This window comes from Sphingopyxis sp. PAMC25046 (assembly GCF_004795895.1).
In the GTDB taxonomy this organism is placed as follows: Bacteria; Pseudomonadota; Alphaproteobacteria; order Sphingomonadales; family Sphingomonadaceae; genus Sphingopyxis.
In genome coordinates, this window is the sequence record NZ_CP039250.1 from 3,237,892 (window position 1) to 3,253,806 (window position 15,915).

A 15,915-nucleotide genomic window follows, 5' to 3' on the forward strand; every position below is an offset into this window, starting at 1 on the left:
GGTCGCAGGCTCCTTATTCGGCGGGAACGGGCACAAGCGGGCGGTCCGCCGCGGCGCTGTACGGGGTTTCGGTCATCGGCTTTTCGGCGCGAATCTTCCCGCCGATCGTCGCCCAGACGTTGGCGATCATGATCAAGAAGCCGGCAAGATACATCGCCCCGCCCGCGGCGCGGATCAGGTACATCGGGTGCATCGCCGCGACGCTTTCGGCAAAGCTGTAGACGAGGTAGCCGTCGGCGCCATATTCGCGCCACATCAGTCCCTGCATGATGCCCGCGACCCACATCGACGCGGCGTAGAAAACGATCCCGACGGTCGCGAGCCAGAAGTGCCAGTTGACCATGCGCAGGCTGTAAAGGCGCGGACGGCCCCACAGGCGCGGCACGAGATAATAGACGCAGGCAAAGGTGATCATGCCGTTCCAGCCGAGCGCGCCGCTGTGCACATGGCCGATCGTCCAGTCGGTGTAGTGCGACATCGAGTTGACCCATTTGATCGACATCATCGGGCCTTCGAAGGTGCTCATGCCGTAAAAGGCGAGCGCCATCACCATCATGCGGATGATCGGGTCGGTGCGGATCTTGTCCCACGCGCCGTTCAGCGTCATCAGCCCGTTGATCATGCCGCCCCAGCTCGGCATCCACAGGATGACCGAAAAGACCATGCCCAGCGTCTGCGCCCAGTCGGGCAGCGCGGTGTAATGAAGGTGGTGCGGCCCCGCCCAGATGTAGAGGAAGATCAGCGACCAGAAGTGGATGATCGAAAGGCGATAGGAATAGACCGGCCGTTCGGCCTGCTTCGGCACGAAATAATACATCATCGCGAGGAAGCCCGCGGTCAGGAAGAAACCGACCGCATTATGGCCGTACCACCACTGCGTCAGCGCATCCTGCACCCCGGCGAAGGCGGCATAGCTTTTGGATCCCAGCAGGCTCGCCGGCATCGACAGATTGTTGACGATGTGGAGCATCGCGATGGTGACGATGAAGCTCAGGTAAAACCAGTTGGCGACATAGATATGCGGTTCGCGGCGCTTGACGATCGTGCCGACGAAGACCGCGAGATAGGCGACCCAGACGATCGTCAGCCACAGGTCGACATACCATTCGGGCTCGGCATATTCCTTCGCCGCGGTGACGCCCATCAGATAGCCCGTCGCGGCGAGCACGATGAACAGCTGATATCCCCAGAACACGAACCGCGCGAGCGCCGGGAAAGCCAGCCGCGCGCGGCAGGTGCGCTGGACGACGTAAAAGCTCGTCGCGATCAGCGCATTGCCGCCGAAGGCGAAGATCACCGCCGAGGTGTGGAGAGGCCTGAGGCGCCCGAACGTCGTATATTCGAGATTGAGGTTGAGCGCCGGGAAGGCGAGCTGGAGCGCGATGAACAGCCCCGCCGCCATCCCCGCGATCCCCCAGAACAGGGTCGCGACGACGCCCCAGCGCACCGGATCGTCGTCGTAGACGCCCTGGTCGGCGGGCATCTTCAAAATCCCGCGCGCAATCGCGCCATAGTCGGCGCGCGTGACGGTGGCCCACAGCATCGCGAGGCACGCGAGAGCGACGATCACCATATGCACCGCAAACGGCGCATCGACCGCCAGCGCCGCCGCCACGAAGGCAAGCAGGGTCAATCCCAACCAGCCCCCCGCCCTTGTTACCAGACCGTCCATATCTCTGTCCCTGCTTGGCGCGGCTTTGCTGCCGCGCGCTTCACCGCAGCCATGGACGCGGGCTCGGGCCAAAACATTGATCGGGATCAACGAACTTGTTGCGCCGCATCAATGCGCGGCAGCCGGACCCGACGCAGGGATGCGCCGTCCAAACAGGAGGATCATCCATGACGACCAGAACGCTCCCGCTCATCGCGCTCGCCGCCGCGCTTGCGCTTCCCGGCCAGGCTTTTGCCAAGGCGGGCGACGTCCAGTTCAAGCTGCTCGCGACCTATGTCGCCCCCGACGGCAAGATCAGCGACGTCAAGACCGACCTGATCGGCCTGCCCGCGGGCACGCAGACCAAGGCCGACGACAATGTCACGCCGACGGTCGCGATCGAATATTTCGTCTCCGACGCCATCTCGCTCGAAACCATCGCCGGGGTGACGCAGCATGATGTGGACGGGCGCGGCGCGCTGGATGGCGCGACGCTGGTGTCCAACGCGAAGATCGTGCCCGCGACGCTGACGCTCAAATATCATTTCGGCAAGGACGGCGGCGTCCGGCCCTATGTCGGCGCCGGCCCCAGCTATTTCATCTTTATCGACGAAAAGCCGGGCGCGACGACGCGCGCGCTGGGCGCGACGCGGCAAAAGATGGGCGACAAGCTCGGCGCCGCGTTGCAGGCCGGAATCGACATTCCGCTGGGCGGCAAGGGGCTGGCGCTGTCGATCGACGCCAAACGCTATTTCCTGCGTCCGACCGCGACCTGGTATGCCGGCGGCACCGAAGTGCTGAAAACGCGGCACAAGCTCGATCCGTGGGTGATCAGCACCGGGGTCGCCTTCCGCTTCTGAGCGGAGGCCCTATCCCGCCATGACCTCCATCGCCGCACGGTCGTTGATCACGATCTCGCGGCGCGAGGGCAGATCGACGACGCCGTCGGCGCGCATCCGCGTAAGCTGTCGGCTCGTCGTTTCGATCGTCAGGCCCAGGATATCGGCGATCTGCTGGCGACCGAAGGGCAGTTCGAATCCGTTGCGCGCGCCCGACTGGCACCCCTGCCCCGACAGGCGTTCGGACATTTCGAGCAGGAAGGATGCCACCTTTTCCGACGCGGATTTGCGCCCGAGCAGCATCATCCAGTGGCGCGCACGGTCGAGTTCGTCGAGGGTGCGGCGGAGCAATTTCTGCTGGAGATCGGGGTGCGAGCTCGCAAATTCGTCGAAATTATTGCGGTTGAAGATGCACACCTCGGCGTCGGTCATCGCGGTGACGCTGTACGGGCTTTCCTTGCCGAAGGGGCGGCCGATGAAATCGGAGGGAAAGACGACGCCGACGATCTGCTCGCGCCCGTCGGCGGTCGACACGACGAGCTTCAGCACGCCTTCGAGCACATTCGCGACCACGGGCGCACCGTCGCCTTCCCAAAGGAGGGTCTGCCCGGCGCGGACCTTTTGCCGGCGGCCCATCTTGCCCAGCGCGGCGAGCTCCGCCGCGTCGAGGCTCGCGCAAATTGCGCGGTTTCGGACAACACAGGTTGCGCAATCGGTCACGGGTCCGCCGTACAATAAGGCGGCCGGTTTGGAAAGCGCGCCGAAGCGCTAGTGCGCGAGCAGCAAGGGCGCTGGCGCGGCTTCGAGCAGGTAGCGCGTCACGCCGCCGAACAAGGTTTCGCGCAGCCGCGGCCGGCCGAACGCCCCCATGACGATCAGGCCGGGCCGGATCTCGGCCGCGAGGCGTTCGAGCACCTCCTCGGCGGTGTGGGCGCCCCTGGGCTCGCGCCGAAGTTCAGCATGCACGCCGTAGCGTGACATATAGCGAAGCGCGTCTTCTGCGGGGACACGGCCCTCGTCATCGCCGACCGCGACGAGCGTGACGTTCGCGGCATCGCCCATCAGCGACACGCCGGCGCGCAAGGCATTGGCCGCCTGCGGGCTGCCGTTCCACGCCACCATAACCGGTGCGTCGAGATAGAACGGCGCCGCTTCGGGCGGCAGCGCAAGGACCGGGACCGGCACCGTGAGCGCCAGATCGGCGGCGATCGTCGGGCCTCGATGGCCGCGGCGATCACAGGCGCCGAGCGACACGATCGCAAGGTCGGACAGCGTTGCGGCCAGCGACAGGGTCGACAGGGCATCGCCGTCGGCCACCGCGACGTCCCATGGCACATCCTCGCGCTCGAGTTCGGCGCTCAGCCGTTTCTCCAGCTCGGCGTCGGCCACCTGCGCCTGCGCCAGCTGTTCCTTCACGAGATAAAGTCCTCCGAAAGGATCTGAAGCGATGAATTGCTGATAGGGCGAGCTGATCAGAAGGCTGAGATGCGCCCCGAAGCGGCGGGCGATCGCCAGCGCGCTTTCGATCCGGGTCGCCATGCCTGCGTCATTGTCAGCCTGAACCAGAATGTTACGCATCGTATAATCTCCCTTCAATGGTGCGAGATTGGAACGCGCTGCGACGTTAGTCATTGATCCGCGTCAATGGCCGGAAGTGGGCAGGCAGCTTTTGGAGCGTGTTCGACGAAAGCGGGCTTTCGCTGATTTCGATCCACAGCGAACTCAAGCGACGTCTGGAAACGGCGAGTTTCCACGAGCGACTTCGAAACAGCGGTGTAAGCGCACACTTGCAATACACGCAGGCCTCAGGATAGAGGGCCGCCATTCGCAAGGACCCGGTGCAACTCCGGGTGGCTATTCCGGCCGCCGATCCGCCGGACAACATCGCACATGATAAAGTGAATGCGTCACTCTGGGCGCCGTGTGTCTTGATGTGAGCTCTTCATGTTCAACGGACTTACCGCTTACCGCCAGCAATGGTTCGCCGGCGGCGCCACCGCGCGCGCCGATATTCTTGCCGGCATCGTCGTCGCGCTGGCACTCATCCCAGAGGCAATCGGCTTCTCCATCATCGCCGGTGTAGATCCGCGCGTCGGCCTCTACGCTTCGATCGCGATCGCGATCGTCATCTCTTTCACCGGAGGCCGTCCGGGCATGATCTCGGCGGCAACCGCCGCAGTCGCCGTCCTCGTCATCCCTCTCGTCAAGGAACATGGCGTCGAATACCTCTTCGCCGCAACGATCCTGATGGGAGTCATCCAGATCGTCGCGGGGCTGCTGCGGCTCGACCTCGTCATGCAGTTCGTGTCACGCTCGGTGATTACGGGTTTCGTTAACGCGCTCGCTATCCTGATCTTCATGGCGCAGCTGCCGCAGCTCACCAATGTGACGTGGGAGGCTTATGCAATGGTCGTCGGCGGTCTCGCGATCATCTACCTGCTACCTCGCCTGACGAAGGCCGTCCCTTCACCGCTCGTCGCCATTCTCATCCTGTCGGTGATCAGCATCGGCTTCGGACTGCCGGTGAACACCGTCGGCGACATGGGCAGGCTGCCCGAGGGCCTCCCGAGCATCGTCCTGCCCGACGTCCCGCTCACGCTGGAAACGCTGCAGATCATCCTTCCCTATTCGCTGACGATGGCTGCGGTCGGCCTTCTGGAATCGCTTCTCACCGCGCAGATCGTCGACGACATGACGCACAGCGACAGCGACAAGCGTCGCGAGTGCGCCGGGCAAGGTACTGCCAACATCGCCGCCGCCTTCGTCGGCGGAATGGGCGGTTGCGCGATGATCGGTCAGTCGGTCATCAATGTTACGTCGGGCGGACGCACGCGCCTTTCTACCTTCACCGCCGGCTCGACGCTGCTCGTCCTGCTCGCGGTTCTCGGTCCCTATGTCGGCCGCATGCCAATGCCGGCGCTGGTCGCCGTCATGATCATGGTGTCGATCGGCACCTTCAGCTGGAACTCGATCGCCAATCTTCGCCGTCATCCTCCGACCTCTTCGATCGTCATGGTTACGACCGTTGTCGTTGTCGTGGTAACGCACGACCTCTCGCTCGGTGTGCTCGCGGGTGTATTGCTATCGGGCATCTTCTTCGCCGCGAAGGTGCAGCGGATGTTCGAGGTGCGGCGCGAGATCGGCCCCCACGCAAACAGCGCGACCTACTTCGTGACGGGCCAAATCTTCTTCGCGTCGGTCGACCGCTTCACGCGGAGCTTTCAAGACGACGAAAGCGCATCCAAAATCCTGATCGATGTGTCCGCAGCCCATTTCTGGGACATCTCTGGGGTCGGCGCGCTCGATAAGATCATCGCCCGCCTGCGGCGTGAAGGGCGCACAGTTGAAGTCATTGGCTACAATCGCGCGAGCGCCGACATCGTCGACAAATTTGCGCTGCACGACAAGACCGGGTTCGAGCTTGGGGCCGTACCCCATTGACGCAAAACTGTAACGCGGACGCTGGCCGGTTGGAGACGGGCGGCTGTCGGGTGAAGAAACTCGGGAAGCGGACGTTCGCGGTCGCCGGCGGCCGCGGCGAGAATCGGCCGGTGACTATCATTCCATTTCTTACTTCGTCATGCCCGCGAAGACGGGGCCCCGACAAGTTGCCGTTGGCACATCATTGTTCCAGCTCGCTGGAGATTGCGATTTGAAACATTCTACGATGCAGTTTTACTACCCTCCCTTCCTTCAAGGTAAAACTGACTGCTAGCCGGGAAGCTTCATTGTGCGTTTGCGATTTGGGGCTATGAAAGGCCCATGGGGGCAGAAGACAGCGAATCCTGTCGGTGGCGCTTTGGTCGCGTCATGTTCGCTGAAGCAGGCGGCAAGCTGGCGATCGACGGGCAGGCGACCGAGATCGATCGCAGCTGCGCCGCTTTACTTGCGGCACTATTGCGTCGCATCGATGAACCTCTCGGCAAGGATGAATTGCTCGAAATCGGCTGGCCGGGGCGGCTCGTGCATGAAAATTCGCTCGCCAAGGCAATCGGACGCTTGCGCCAGGCGCTGGGCGAGGACGGCCGACGGATAGAGGCGATCTATGGTAGCGGATACCGGCTGACCGGACCGGTAGAACGCCTCCATGGTCCGCCTCCCGAGGCGGGACATGGCGCCGGCATCGCCACGCGCCTCCGGGCCCGGTTGTTCGAAAGTCGTCAGCGGGCGCTGACGACGGCGGGCGTCCTGTCGCTCGGCTTGAGCCTCGTCGTGGCTGGAGCGGCGCTGTGGTGGGCGTCCACGGCGCAACAGCAGGCTGCCGAGCGCGAGCGCGAGGTCGAGGCGCTGCTGACCTTCCTCTCTTCCGACCTTTTGGCCGAAGCCGATCCCTATGCGTCCACGCAGCAGGACCGGTCGCTGCGGCAGGTGGTGGAGCGGACGGCCGCCACGATGGACGACCGGCTGCGCGACGATCCGGCGACACGCGCCGTCCTGCACCGCATGGTCGGGCAAGCCTTTTCGGGATGGGGCGAATATGAAAAGGCGGTCAGCCATTTCGATCGCGCCCAAGCGCTCAACACCCGCCTGCACGGAGGATATGCGCGGCAGAATATCCCGGTCGATATCGCCTTGTGCCAGAATCTGCGCCTCGCCGGCGAAACGCGCCGGGCGGACCGAATCTGCCTGCGCGCCGAACAGGTTGCCCGCTCGGCGGGCTCGCCGCTGCTTGGCGCGGCGCAGATCGTGCGCGCCAAATTGCAGTTCGAGGTTGGCCAATATGACGAAGCCGCCACGGCGCTTGCCGGAGTGCTGACCGATTCCGCGGGCTTGTCTCCCGCCGAGCGTGCCGATGCGGAATGGTTTCAGGCGCTGTCGCTGCGAAAACTCGCACGCTTTGAACTGGCCGATGGCGCATACCGGCGGCATTTGACCATCCGTCAGGCGACATGGGGCGACCGTCATCCACTGACGGCCTGGGCCTATGCCGACTATGGCGATTTCCTGGTGGCAAGCGGAGATTTTGCGAAAGCGGACCGGCATTTATCCAGCGCGGAGGCGATTTTCAATGCAACGCTGGGAAGCAACCATCCCGAATCGCTATCGCCCGCCTACAGCCGGGCCATCGCCCATCTGTGGCGCGGGGAGCCCGATCAGGCGCGCGCGATCCTGCGCCCGATGCTGACACGTTATCGCGAGACGCTGGGTTCGGATCATTTCTGGACGCTTTATGTCATGGGCGAATTGGCATTGGCCGAGGCGCAGACCGGCGGGGTCGAGCAGGCCGAGGCCTTGCTCCGCGAAGCCCGGCGGATCGGTGCGCGGGTGCTCTATGGCCGCGACGCCAAGGCGGCTTATTTCCACATGCGATGGGCGCGTGCGCTCGCCGCGCTCGGCAAGACCGACGAGGCGGAAGATGAACGGCGCCGTGCGCACATGGCGATGGACCGGGGCGGCTTCATGCCCGACCACCCTTGGCGCGCGCGGCTGGATTGCCTTGCCGGCCGAATCGCGCTGGCGCGCCGTGACGCAGCCGCCGCGCGGCAGGCCGGACGCGCCTGCTTGTCGGCGCTGGACGCTGCCGACAAGCTTCCGCCGACCTATCCGGCATTGGCGGAGGCGAAAAGCCTCGCCGGGGCGGATGTGAACGCAATGCGTTGATTTCCATCAACCAGCTGAAAAAGCATGTAATTCAAAATTTTCAGAATCTGCCGGAAACAAGTTTCAACTTTTTTCAGGGGCGAAGCAAAGATTTCTGGCGCGGCAGGCATCAGCATTTTCTTCGTGGCGCGGGGGAGCGCAGTGCGAGGGGAGATGCTGAATGAAGCTGATCAGGATGAGCGCCGTGGCCGCGGCCGCCGCTATCGTAGTCGGCGCCGGGGCGGCATCGGCGCAATCGGACCCGATGGTCCCTATTTCGGGGTCGAGCATATCCTATTGGGCGATCAGCGAACGGGAAGCGTGCCTCATCGCGACACGCAATCCGTCGCCTGCGGATATGCGCTCTTTCGAAGCGGGAAGTTGTTCCTGTACCTCGAGGCCGAGGCCCGGCGGTAGCGGCCGCATGAAGGAATATCAGTGCCGGGCGTCCTTCAATGGCATGGTTCGGCGGTCGAGATACGACGGGCTGATGCGTTCCATCGAACAAGCCAATGCCGCGCGACGCGACGGCTGGGGGACATCATCGCGCTGATGTCTGCGCGCATTGCCTATGTCATGATCGCCTCGGCCCCGCTCGCACTCTGGTCCGATCCCGGCGCCGCGCGGGACGCGCGCTGGACGATGCGGGCGGTCGATGCACAAGGGCGCGACGAAGCGGGGGGCTGCGCCGCCGCGCGCGTGCGCGCGGCCGCCGAGGCGCGCAAATATCTCGGGCTGAACATCGGCCGCTGTGTCTGTGTTCCGATTGCGTCGAAGGGCGATGGGCCGACCGCCGGTTACCGTTGCCGACTGACCTACGAGGTTCTGGTGCGCTCGGGTTCGCAATGAGGGACGTGGCGGCGGACGAGGGCCGAGGAGTTGAAACGCCGCTTTTGCAAAGAGGGAGATCTGCCATGAAACGCATTTTCTTTTCGCTCGGCGCGCTCAGCGCTGCATTCGCGGCTCAAGCGATCGCCGCCGAGGAAGTGAAGAAGGTTCACGGCTATGGCGATACGCACGAACAGGCCTGCTACCGCGCCACGGCCAGCGGGCTTCGCGTCTATCGCGACGTGAAGGTTCTGGGTTTCGGACAGTGCGGAGAATGCACCGAGCGGAACCGCAGGGAAGGCCGCTACCTCTGCTCCGTCAACATCTATTACGAGCCGCGCCGTGGTTAGCGGCGCGGTCGTCGTTCGCAGTGCCGGGTGACTACCAAGTCTTGGCTCGGACAGTTTCACACCGAAGGAAAGGCAATCATTATGAACAAGGTCACGATCGCAGTTTTGGCAGCATGTCTGACCGGCTTGCCGGTTACCGCTTGGGCCCAGCGCACCACGGAATATGTACTTCAGACCGGGCCGACAAAGTCCGCCGCGCGCGAGAACGCCATCAAATATGCCAAGAACCTCTACAATCACTATACGGTGAAGAGCATCAGTTTCGGCGAGTGCATCTACACCCCGCCGCCGGGCGTGAACCAGCACTGGGACTGCAAGTTGCCGGTTTATGTCGAGCGGCACAAAAAATGACGCCCGCACGCGTCGCGACCCTTATGCTGTGCCTTGCGGCGCTGTCCGCAATGCCGGCGTCCGCCCAGTCGCTCTCCGACGGCGATTACGAGCAATGCTCGGTCTATCGCGACGGGCGTTTCGCCGGACATGATCGCGTGTGCCTGGAGGCGAAGCGGGCGGCGCTCCGACGGCTGGAGCATGATGGCGGGAGGCACGAGCGATATCGCCACGGGCATCCCCGCGACCGCCGCCATTCAAGCGCCTACCGCTGCCCGCATTGGGCCAATGGCGGGCGCGGCTTCAACGCCACCTGGTATTCGGACGGGCGTCCGCCATCACTGGCAGGCGCTTACACCTATGACGCAACGCTCGACGGCCGCCGCTGCATTGCGCACCCGACCTATCAAGGTTCGGGCTATCCGTGAGGGTGCGGCGATGATGCTGCGGCGGAGCGCCGATGGCACGAGCGCGGCGGCCGCCCGGCTGGCCATGGCTGCGGTCCCGAGTTCGGCATCTGATCGGGGGTGAAGGCATATGAACAAGACAATTGGGGGTTTGGTCGCGGTGATCATACTGCTCGTCGGTGCGGTCATGTACCTGTTCGGACAGCAAAATGCCGCGCCGCCGCGTGAGCCGCCGGCGGCGACCGGCGTTTCGGCGAAAAAGGGGGATTTGGAACCGGCGCCGGCGAAGGTCCCTGCCTCGCTGCGGCGTCCCGTTCGCGTTGGCACCGGCGGCCCCCACGCCGATGCGTGCCGCGGTATCGGATCGGTCGCGAACCTGCCCGGCGGTGCCGACGACTTCCTTGCCGTGCGCGAAGGCCCCACGGTCAAGGCCCAGCGCATCGACAAGCTGAAGGACGATGCGCCCGTCTATATCTGCGACCAGAACGACAGCGGCAGCTGGATCGGCATCGTTTATCAGGCTAATGGCTATTTGCCGGCCGACGACAAGTGTCGCGCCGAAGAAAATGTCGGAAGCGTCCGCCCCTATGAGGGGCCATGCCTGACCGGCTGGGTGTCGGCCAAATATCTGGTTCCGCGCGGACAGGACAGCGACGAGTCCCATGGGCCCGAACCGGCCGCCGCGAGCCGCTTTCTGTTCGACGCCGAGGGCTTTGGCGATACCGAGTTCGTTGCCGCCAACTATCTGTATCTGCGCGGCGACCGGCGCGCCGAGGCCGAAGGCGGCAAGGTGGTCGATCGCGGCATGCGAAGCTGCCGCACGACCGGCGAAAGCGGCAAGCGGGCTTGGGTTTGCCGGACGATATACACCTATGAAAAATAGGATGTCGCTTCGGCCGCGTGTGGTTGCAGGGGCGAAATTGGCCGCGACCGCCCTCTTCGCATGCGCGATGCTGGCCGTACCAATGCCCTCGCAAGCAGCGCCCGAGACCGATATCGGCGCGCTGCGCATCCTCGCGGACGGCGCGCTCGCCGAAGCTTATGAAGCCGATTTTCGGCAGCCGGCATTGCGCATTTTCGATGATGGCTGGCACACGGGCCTTGCCAGCCGCCTTCGACGACAAGTGGTGGCAATGTACGAGGAAACCGCGGGATGATCGGGAAGACCCTCGCTGCCGTGGTTCTGGCTCCCGCGGCTCTTCTGCTCGGCGCCTGCACCGACGTCGACCTTGCTGCCTATGAACGCGAGGAGTTTCCCGCCTGTTATCCCGATCAGGAGGCATGGGCAGGCGAACCGCCCGCCGCGCAATATGTCGAGGACAGCTTCGAGGATTTCGACCGCCATTTCGGCGCGTTCCTCGTCGCGTTGGAGCGGGCGGCGAGCCAGGCCGCCGCCGAAGCGCCCGCAGACTGGGCGAAGCCCTCGCTCCCCTGCACGATGAGGCGCAAGCGAATATCGTTCGCCTCGGCCGACTGCTGCCGCGCATGAACCGGCCGCTTGATCTCGCGCCGATGGCGGGACAGTTTGAGGAAGGCGCAATCTGGTGGCCGCGAGGTGGTCATCACACCGAATTTCTCGGCGTCGCGCTGGCCGAGGAATTTGCCGCGCATCAGAATCTGGCTCGGCATATGACAGCTTTCCTGTCGAGCCTTGAAGAGGTTGAGGGCCTTCTGCTCGATCTTAAATATATCGAGTCGGGCGAGACTGCGGCCAGCCGGCCCAGCGTGGCGGAACTCGCCCCCGCAACGCGGCTATTGCGCGCGGCGTGGGAGGCAGTCGAACCCGGAATGCGGCGCGTCATCTTCGACCGACCCGATATGCCCAAAGGCGAGAGTTTGTCGGAACGGTTGCACGTCCGCGTGGCAGCGATCTGCAAGAGCTACAGCGAGTGCGGCGATAGGGAGAATTGCGACGAGGGCGTCACAAGCGCCGAATTGACCGGCGAGCCGATGGCGCCGGCATCATGAGCGAGAGGTTTTTCGCTGCGCCCTTGCGCCTTCCGTCCGGCGCGATTTCCGCCGTGGCGGAACCCCCTTTCCTCCGCAAATATTGGCCAAAATAGCCGCGTTTTCATGACCAGACGAGCCGAGTCTGTGTAAGTTTGACCAATAGCCGCGAGATACCGAAGGTCTTGTTGAGAGTGGTCGGCGTGGCTTCTGCTACAAACAATCGGTTGCAACGATAGTATGGATAACGTTGAAGGTAGAATTTAATCAGGCTTTTACAAGAAAAGGTTGAACCGCCCCCGCATATTAACTCTCGGATTTTTGGAAATTTTTATTACGAATACAGAAAACAAACATATGAGCACAATGGCGCCCCAGAATAGCTCCGTCGTCATTTCAGAACCGAAAGCCGCGCCTGCAAGCAAGGATCCCAACGGCTTCATCATGTTCGATACTGACGTATACGCCGTAAACTGCGTCGCACCCGTAACGGGAGCCGAGAGCGCGATCCTCATTCGCGCGCGATCAGGGCGCGACTGTCGGCACGGCGAAGCTGGTCGAACGATGCAGCCGTTCCGAAGCGCAACCCGCGCCGCCGTGCGATCGCGTCGAGCGTCTCGGTTTCGGCCGCGCGCGCCATCGTTGTAACGAGCGCGGCGCCAGCGGCGCTGCCGATGAAGTCGCGACGGTTGAGCCTCACGCCTTCGGTGCCTGATCGTAGACGAGGCGGAAGCCGACGTTGCTCGTGCCAAGCCCCGGATCGCGCCCCTGCCGCGAGGCCGGGCGATAGCGCTGGCAATAATTGGGCGCGCAAAGATAGCTGCCGCCCTTGACGGTGCGCGACGGCATCCCCGGGTTGAGCGGATCATAGGCGTGGTTTTCGCTCGGCCCCTTCGGATTATCCTTGTCGTAGGGGTTATGGCCCGGTTTGAAGAAGTCCGACGTCACCTCCCACACATTGCCAACCATGTCGTAGAGGCCGTTGGCGTTCGGCTGGTAGCAACCGACCGGCGACACGCCCTTGAAGCCGTCGGATTCGGCATTGTAGTTCGGGAAGGCGCCCTGCCAGCTGTTCGCTTCTTCAGGCTGGACGTTTTTCGACCGCTGCCCGGCGCTCGCCGCATATTCCCATTCGGCCTCGGTCGGAATGCGCCCGCCCGCCCATTTGGCATAAGCGACCATATCGTCCCACGCCAAGTGCACGACGGGTTCGTTGGCGACCTGGTCCGCACCGGTCGGACCGTAGGGCTTTTTCCAGTTCGCCCCCGGAACATATTTCCACCAGTCGGCATAGTTGTTCGACGGAAAATCGGGCGGGGTGAACACCGCCGACCCGGCCTTCAGCATATCGGCCGGAATTTGCTCGACGGGCACCTGAAACTGCTTCGGATCGACGGGTTTTTCGGCGACGGTGACATAGCCGGTCGCCTTCACGAACGCGGCGAACTGGCGATTGGTAACCTCGTGCGGATCGATCCAGAAGCCCGCGACCGTCGTCTTCCGCACCGGGCCTTCCTCAGCATAGACGTCGTCCTCGCCCATTTCGAAGGTGCCGCCGGCAAGTTGCACCGGTGTGTCCGCGATCGCCGGGCACGTGCGCGGTGTCGCGGTCGTGGCCTGCGTATCGCCAGGCATCTTCGCGTCGCCGCACGCCACCACCGTGGCAGCCAGCGCCGATACGCCAAGCAGGAGAAAGGTCGAACGGGTCATTAGGATCTCCAAAGTCGCACGGGGGCTGCGTCGGCGGCGAAAGCGCTACTGGCCGCATCAGTGGACGGTTGCGCCTGCACTGGCTTGGCGGGCTGGCGTGCGCTGTGCAGCGATAGCAAAGAGGCAGAGCGCCGCATAGCACGCGGCGGGGAGGATGAAAGCAAGGCCATAACCCATGGCGTCCGATAGCAAGCCGCCAAGATAGGGGATGGCCGCGCCGCCCGACGATGGCGGTGCAAAGGAGGACCCGACGTCGCTTCGGCGCGCGCGGTCGAGCGTTCGAGCGTTCGAGCGTTCGAGCGTCAGGGTGAGATGACCGGGAACATGATCGAATTGAACAGGCCGATGCCGAGCGCGACAAAGCCCGCATTCGTGTTGCACGGACTGGCCCGTAAGGGGAACAAAAGCCCGGAAAACGGCGCAACAAAGCGCAACGCCGTTTCGGCAATGTTCCAAGGCGATTTTTGCCCTGAAACCCTCATAAAAGCTGGGATTTTTCTGGTAGCGGAGGAGGGACTCGAACCCCCGACACGCGGATTATGATTACTCGAATCAACTTCTCGCCTCGCAGCGAAAACGGCAGAATTCTGCCATTCGGGTGACATTATCTCTCTGTCTTATTGAAATCAATCACTTCAGATCTCACGAAGTTTTCGTAACACATTCTCGACAAGCGGCAATTTCGAGCGGCTGTTCAATAAACTCATAAATTGACACAGAGTCGCCATCCAGTACGACAAGAGCAAACGGTCGCGCCTTCGCTTCGTCAGCCTCGCCACAGCTTTGCTCTGGCTGGCTTCGTTCACGAAACCTGGCTGTGCTGGTCAAAGCACGCCGCGCTGCAATGATCAGCATCTTGGCGCTAGGCATAATCTGGCTGTGGTGCGATACTTGCCTGTTCCTCACCCGGCTGTGTGCGCTGAACGATGGCCGTAGGCTCGTTTTTTCGGCAAGATGACACAGTCGGCCGCCTGCTCAACGTCGCTCCTCCACCGACCGAGGAGGCTACAGGCAATGCATGCTTCCGCCAATCTGCCGGTGCTGTCGCGGTACCATGATCATCATCGACGTGTTCGAGCGCCGATTACATCCTATTTCATGAGTTCGTCGTGGAATTCGGCCAGGTGTCGTCCACCCGATTGCTTAGGCGCGCGTGCCGTCCCTCTTGAGTATATGAGCTTTCCTATTCCCATCCGTGCTTCAGCGGTCCAACTCTCCAAATTGCCGCCCATGGGTCGGCACTCACCCTGGCAGCGTGGGATTCGAAGGCGGACGAACAGTGAGCCATTGGCGGGACCAGCAAACGATGTCAGCGCGGTTTGACGAGCTTCCGGATTTCGCGCTGGATAGGCTGGGACCGCTTGTCCGCCTGCTGGGGAATGTCGGCAATTTCCATGATGCAGCGCGCTGGATTGCCGACTTGCCTTACGGGCGGAACAGTCGGCCTATCGATTACCGCCTGGTACCGATCGAACAGCGAGGGACTTGCACGACCAAGCACGCCTTCCTTGCCGCGTTGAGCCACGAACAGGGATGTCCCTTGCAGTTGCTCGTCTGTTTCTTTGACATGAGCGGACAAACCCATCCGGCCGTTGCCGAAACCCTCGCCCGTGCCGGGTTGGCGTCTATTCGCGAGGCGCATTGCCTCATCGGGTTTGAGGGAAAGATATTTGACCTAACCGGCTTGCCGCCGAGTGATCCGTTACCCGAATATTCCGACTTCGCACGGCTGCCACTCGATCAACTTGACCAAAAGCAGGCCCTTCACCGCGGCGCGCTTGCGATCTGGGCTGAACAGAAGCGTATTTCCATGCCGGTCCAGCGATTATGGTCGATACGCGAGCAATGCATCCGCGATCTGGCGGGCGACAAGCGACAGGAGGAAAGATCGTGACGGTTTATGCGCTGGCTCAGATTAGGATAACCGACCCTATCCGGTACAACCGTTACCGCGACGCATTTTTGCCAACTCTTCGAGCCTTCAACGGCCGCCTTCTGGTTGCTGACACCAATCCCAAAGTCATCGAAGGCGAATGGTGCGCGCAGAAAGCCATCCTGATCGAGTTCGAAACGGAGGAGCTTTTCCAAGGATGGATGCAGTCCGCGGAATACCAGCAGATCTCCATCGACCGGCGCGCGGGCTCGACAGGCACCGTGATACTCCTTCACCGTGCGGCGATGGATAGCTGATCGTCGCCATCCCAAAAGGGGCCGCTCTACGATAATCGTCAAAATATCGGGACATCATCAGCCCGCCATCATCGCCCTCGTGC

The 15,915-nt window shown here is 62.9% G+C and carries 19 protein-coding genes and 1 other annotated feature; of the genes, 14 read left to right on the plus strand and 5 right to left on the minus strand.

The annotated features are described in order from the left end of the window. Nucleotides 1-13: 13 nt before the first annotated feature. Complete coding sequence (gene ccoN, locus E5675_RS15250; protein ID WP_136175271.1) at nt 14-1,672, minus strand: cytochrome-c oxidase, cbb3-type subunit I; 1,659 nt, start codon at nt 1,670-1,672, stop codon at nt 14-16. Nucleotides 1,673-1,839: 167 nt separating this feature from the next. On the opposite strand from ccoN, the gene E5675_RS15255 reads away from it, so the two are divergent. Beyond that, a complete protein-coding gene (locus E5675_RS15255) occupies nt 1,840-2,511 on the plus strand; it encodes an OmpW family outer membrane protein (protein WP_136175272.1) in 672 nt (223 codons plus the stop codon). A 9-nt stretch (nt 2,512-2,520) separates the two neighbouring features. Here E5675_RS15255 and E5675_RS15260 read toward each other — a convergent pair whose 3' ends face one another. Both E5675_RS15260 and E5675_RS15265 read right to left on the minus strand, forming a co-directional pair. Further along, nucleotides 2,521-3,210: a Crp/Fnr family transcriptional regulator gene (locus tag E5675_RS15260; protein WP_136175273.1), complete on the minus strand. Its 690-nt coding sequence runs from the start codon at nt 3,208-3,210 to the stop codon at nt 2,521-2,523. 48 nt (nt 3,211-3,258) lie between these two features. Beyond that, a complete protein-coding gene (locus tag E5675_RS15265; RefSeq protein ID WP_136175274.1) occupies nt 3,259-4,068 on the minus strand; it encodes a universal stress protein in 810 nt (269 codons plus the stop codon). 250 nt (nt 4,069-4,318) lie between these two features. Beyond that, nucleotides 4,319-4,374 (plus strand) — a sequence feature (sul1 is cis-regulatory element that is thought to sense ions involved in sulfur or methionine metabolism; They are found in Alphaproteobacteria). Nucleotides 4,375-4,434: 60 nt separating this feature from the next. Between E5675_RS15265 and E5675_RS15270 the strand changes: the two genes are divergently transcribed. From E5675_RS15270 to E5675_RS15315, 10 genes are all read left to right on the plus strand, one after another. Next, nucleotides 4,435-5,931 carry a SulP family inorganic anion transporter gene (locus tag E5675_RS15270; RefSeq protein ID WP_136175275.1) on the plus strand — a complete coding sequence of 499 codons (1,497 nt, stop codon included), beginning with the start codon at nt 4,435-4,437 and terminating at the stop codon, nt 5,929-5,931. A 369-nt stretch (nt 5,932-6,300) separates the two neighbouring features. After that, nucleotides 6,301-8,091 (plus strand): tetratricopeptide repeat protein, encoded by a 1,791-nt coding sequence (locus tag E5675_RS15275; protein ID WP_168707879.1) that lies wholly within the window; start codon nt 6,301-6,303, stop codon nt 8,089-8,091. Nucleotides 8,092-8,622: 531 nt separating this feature from the next. After that, nucleotides 8,623-8,919 (plus strand): hypothetical protein, encoded by a 297-nt coding sequence (locus E5675_RS15280; protein ID WP_136175277.1) that lies wholly within the window; start codon nt 8,623-8,625, stop codon nt 8,917-8,919. Nucleotides 8,920-8,984: 65 nt separating this feature from the next. Then, nucleotides 8,985-9,248 (plus strand): hypothetical protein, encoded by a 264-nt coding sequence (locus tag E5675_RS15285; protein ID WP_136175278.1) that lies wholly within the window; start codon nt 8,985-8,987, stop codon nt 9,246-9,248. Nucleotides 9,249-9,329: 81 nt separating this feature from the next. After that, nucleotides 9,330-9,599, plus strand: coding sequence for a hypothetical protein (locus E5675_RS15290; RefSeq protein ID WP_136175279.1), 270 nt, complete (start codon nt 9,330-9,332; stop codon nt 9,597-9,599). After that, nucleotides 9,596-10,006 (plus strand): hypothetical protein, encoded by a 411-nt coding sequence (locus E5675_RS15295; RefSeq protein WP_136175280.1) that lies wholly within the window; start codon nt 9,596-9,598, stop codon nt 10,004-10,006. The genes E5675_RS15290 and E5675_RS15295 overlap by 4 nt, the downstream gene beginning before the upstream one ends. A 109-nt stretch (nt 10,007-10,115) precedes the next feature. Next, nucleotides 10,116-10,868 (plus strand): hypothetical protein, encoded by a 753-nt coding sequence (locus tag E5675_RS15300; protein ID WP_136175281.1) that lies wholly within the window; start codon nt 10,116-10,118, stop codon nt 10,866-10,868. A 37-nt stretch (nt 10,869-10,905) separates the two neighbouring features. Then, nucleotides 10,906-11,142 carry a hypothetical protein gene (locus E5675_RS15305; RefSeq protein ID WP_136175282.1) on the plus strand — a complete coding sequence of 79 codons (237 nt, stop codon included), beginning with the start codon at nt 10,906-10,908 and terminating at the stop codon, nt 11,140-11,142. Further along, nucleotides 11,139-11,474, plus strand: coding sequence for a hypothetical protein (locus E5675_RS15310; RefSeq protein WP_136175283.1), 336 nt, complete (start codon nt 11,139-11,141; stop codon nt 11,472-11,474). Before E5675_RS15305 ends, E5675_RS15310 begins: the two co-directional genes overlap by 4 nt. Continuing rightward, on the plus strand, nt 11,471-11,953 hold the full coding sequence (locus tag E5675_RS15315) for a hypothetical protein (protein ID WP_136175284.1): 483 nt from the start codon (nt 11,471-11,473) through the stop codon (nt 11,951-11,953). The genes E5675_RS15310 and E5675_RS15315 overlap by 4 nt, the downstream gene beginning before the upstream one ends. Nucleotides 11,954-12,443: 490 nt before the next feature. Here the strand turns inward: E5675_RS15315 and E5675_RS15320 are convergent, their stop codons facing one another. Together E5675_RS15320 and E5675_RS15325 are read right to left on the minus strand one after the other, a co-directional pair. Beyond that, a complete protein-coding gene (locus E5675_RS15320) occupies nt 12,444-12,632 on the minus strand; it encodes a hypothetical protein (RefSeq protein ID WP_136175285.1) in 189 nt (62 codons plus the stop codon). After that, nucleotides 12,629-13,642: a formylglycine-generating enzyme family protein gene (locus tag E5675_RS15325; RefSeq protein WP_136175286.1), complete on the minus strand. Its 1,014-nt coding sequence runs from the start codon at nt 13,640-13,642 to the stop codon at nt 12,629-12,631. The genes E5675_RS15320 and E5675_RS15325 overlap by 4 nt, the downstream gene beginning before the upstream one ends. Nucleotides 13,643-13,966: 324 nt before the next feature. On the opposite strand from E5675_RS15325, the gene E5675_RS15330 reads away from it, so the two are divergent. From E5675_RS15330 to E5675_RS15345, 3 genes are all read left to right on the plus strand, one after another. Beyond that, nucleotides 13,967-14,185 (plus strand): hypothetical protein, encoded by a 219-nt coding sequence (locus E5675_RS15330; protein WP_136175287.1) that lies wholly within the window; start codon nt 13,967-13,969, stop codon nt 14,183-14,185. 736 nt (nt 14,186-14,921) lie between these two features. Beyond that, nucleotides 14,922-15,536 carry a hypothetical protein gene (locus tag E5675_RS15340; protein WP_168707880.1) on the plus strand — a complete coding sequence of 205 codons (615 nt, stop codon included), beginning with the start codon at nt 14,922-14,924 and terminating at the stop codon, nt 15,534-15,536. Continuing rightward, complete coding sequence (locus E5675_RS15345) at nt 15,533-15,832, plus strand: DUF1330 domain-containing protein (RefSeq protein WP_136175290.1); 300 nt, start codon at nt 15,533-15,535, stop codon at nt 15,830-15,832. The genes E5675_RS15340 and E5675_RS15345 overlap by 4 nt, the downstream gene beginning before the upstream one ends. Nucleotides 15,833-15,915 lie beyond the last annotated feature (83 nt).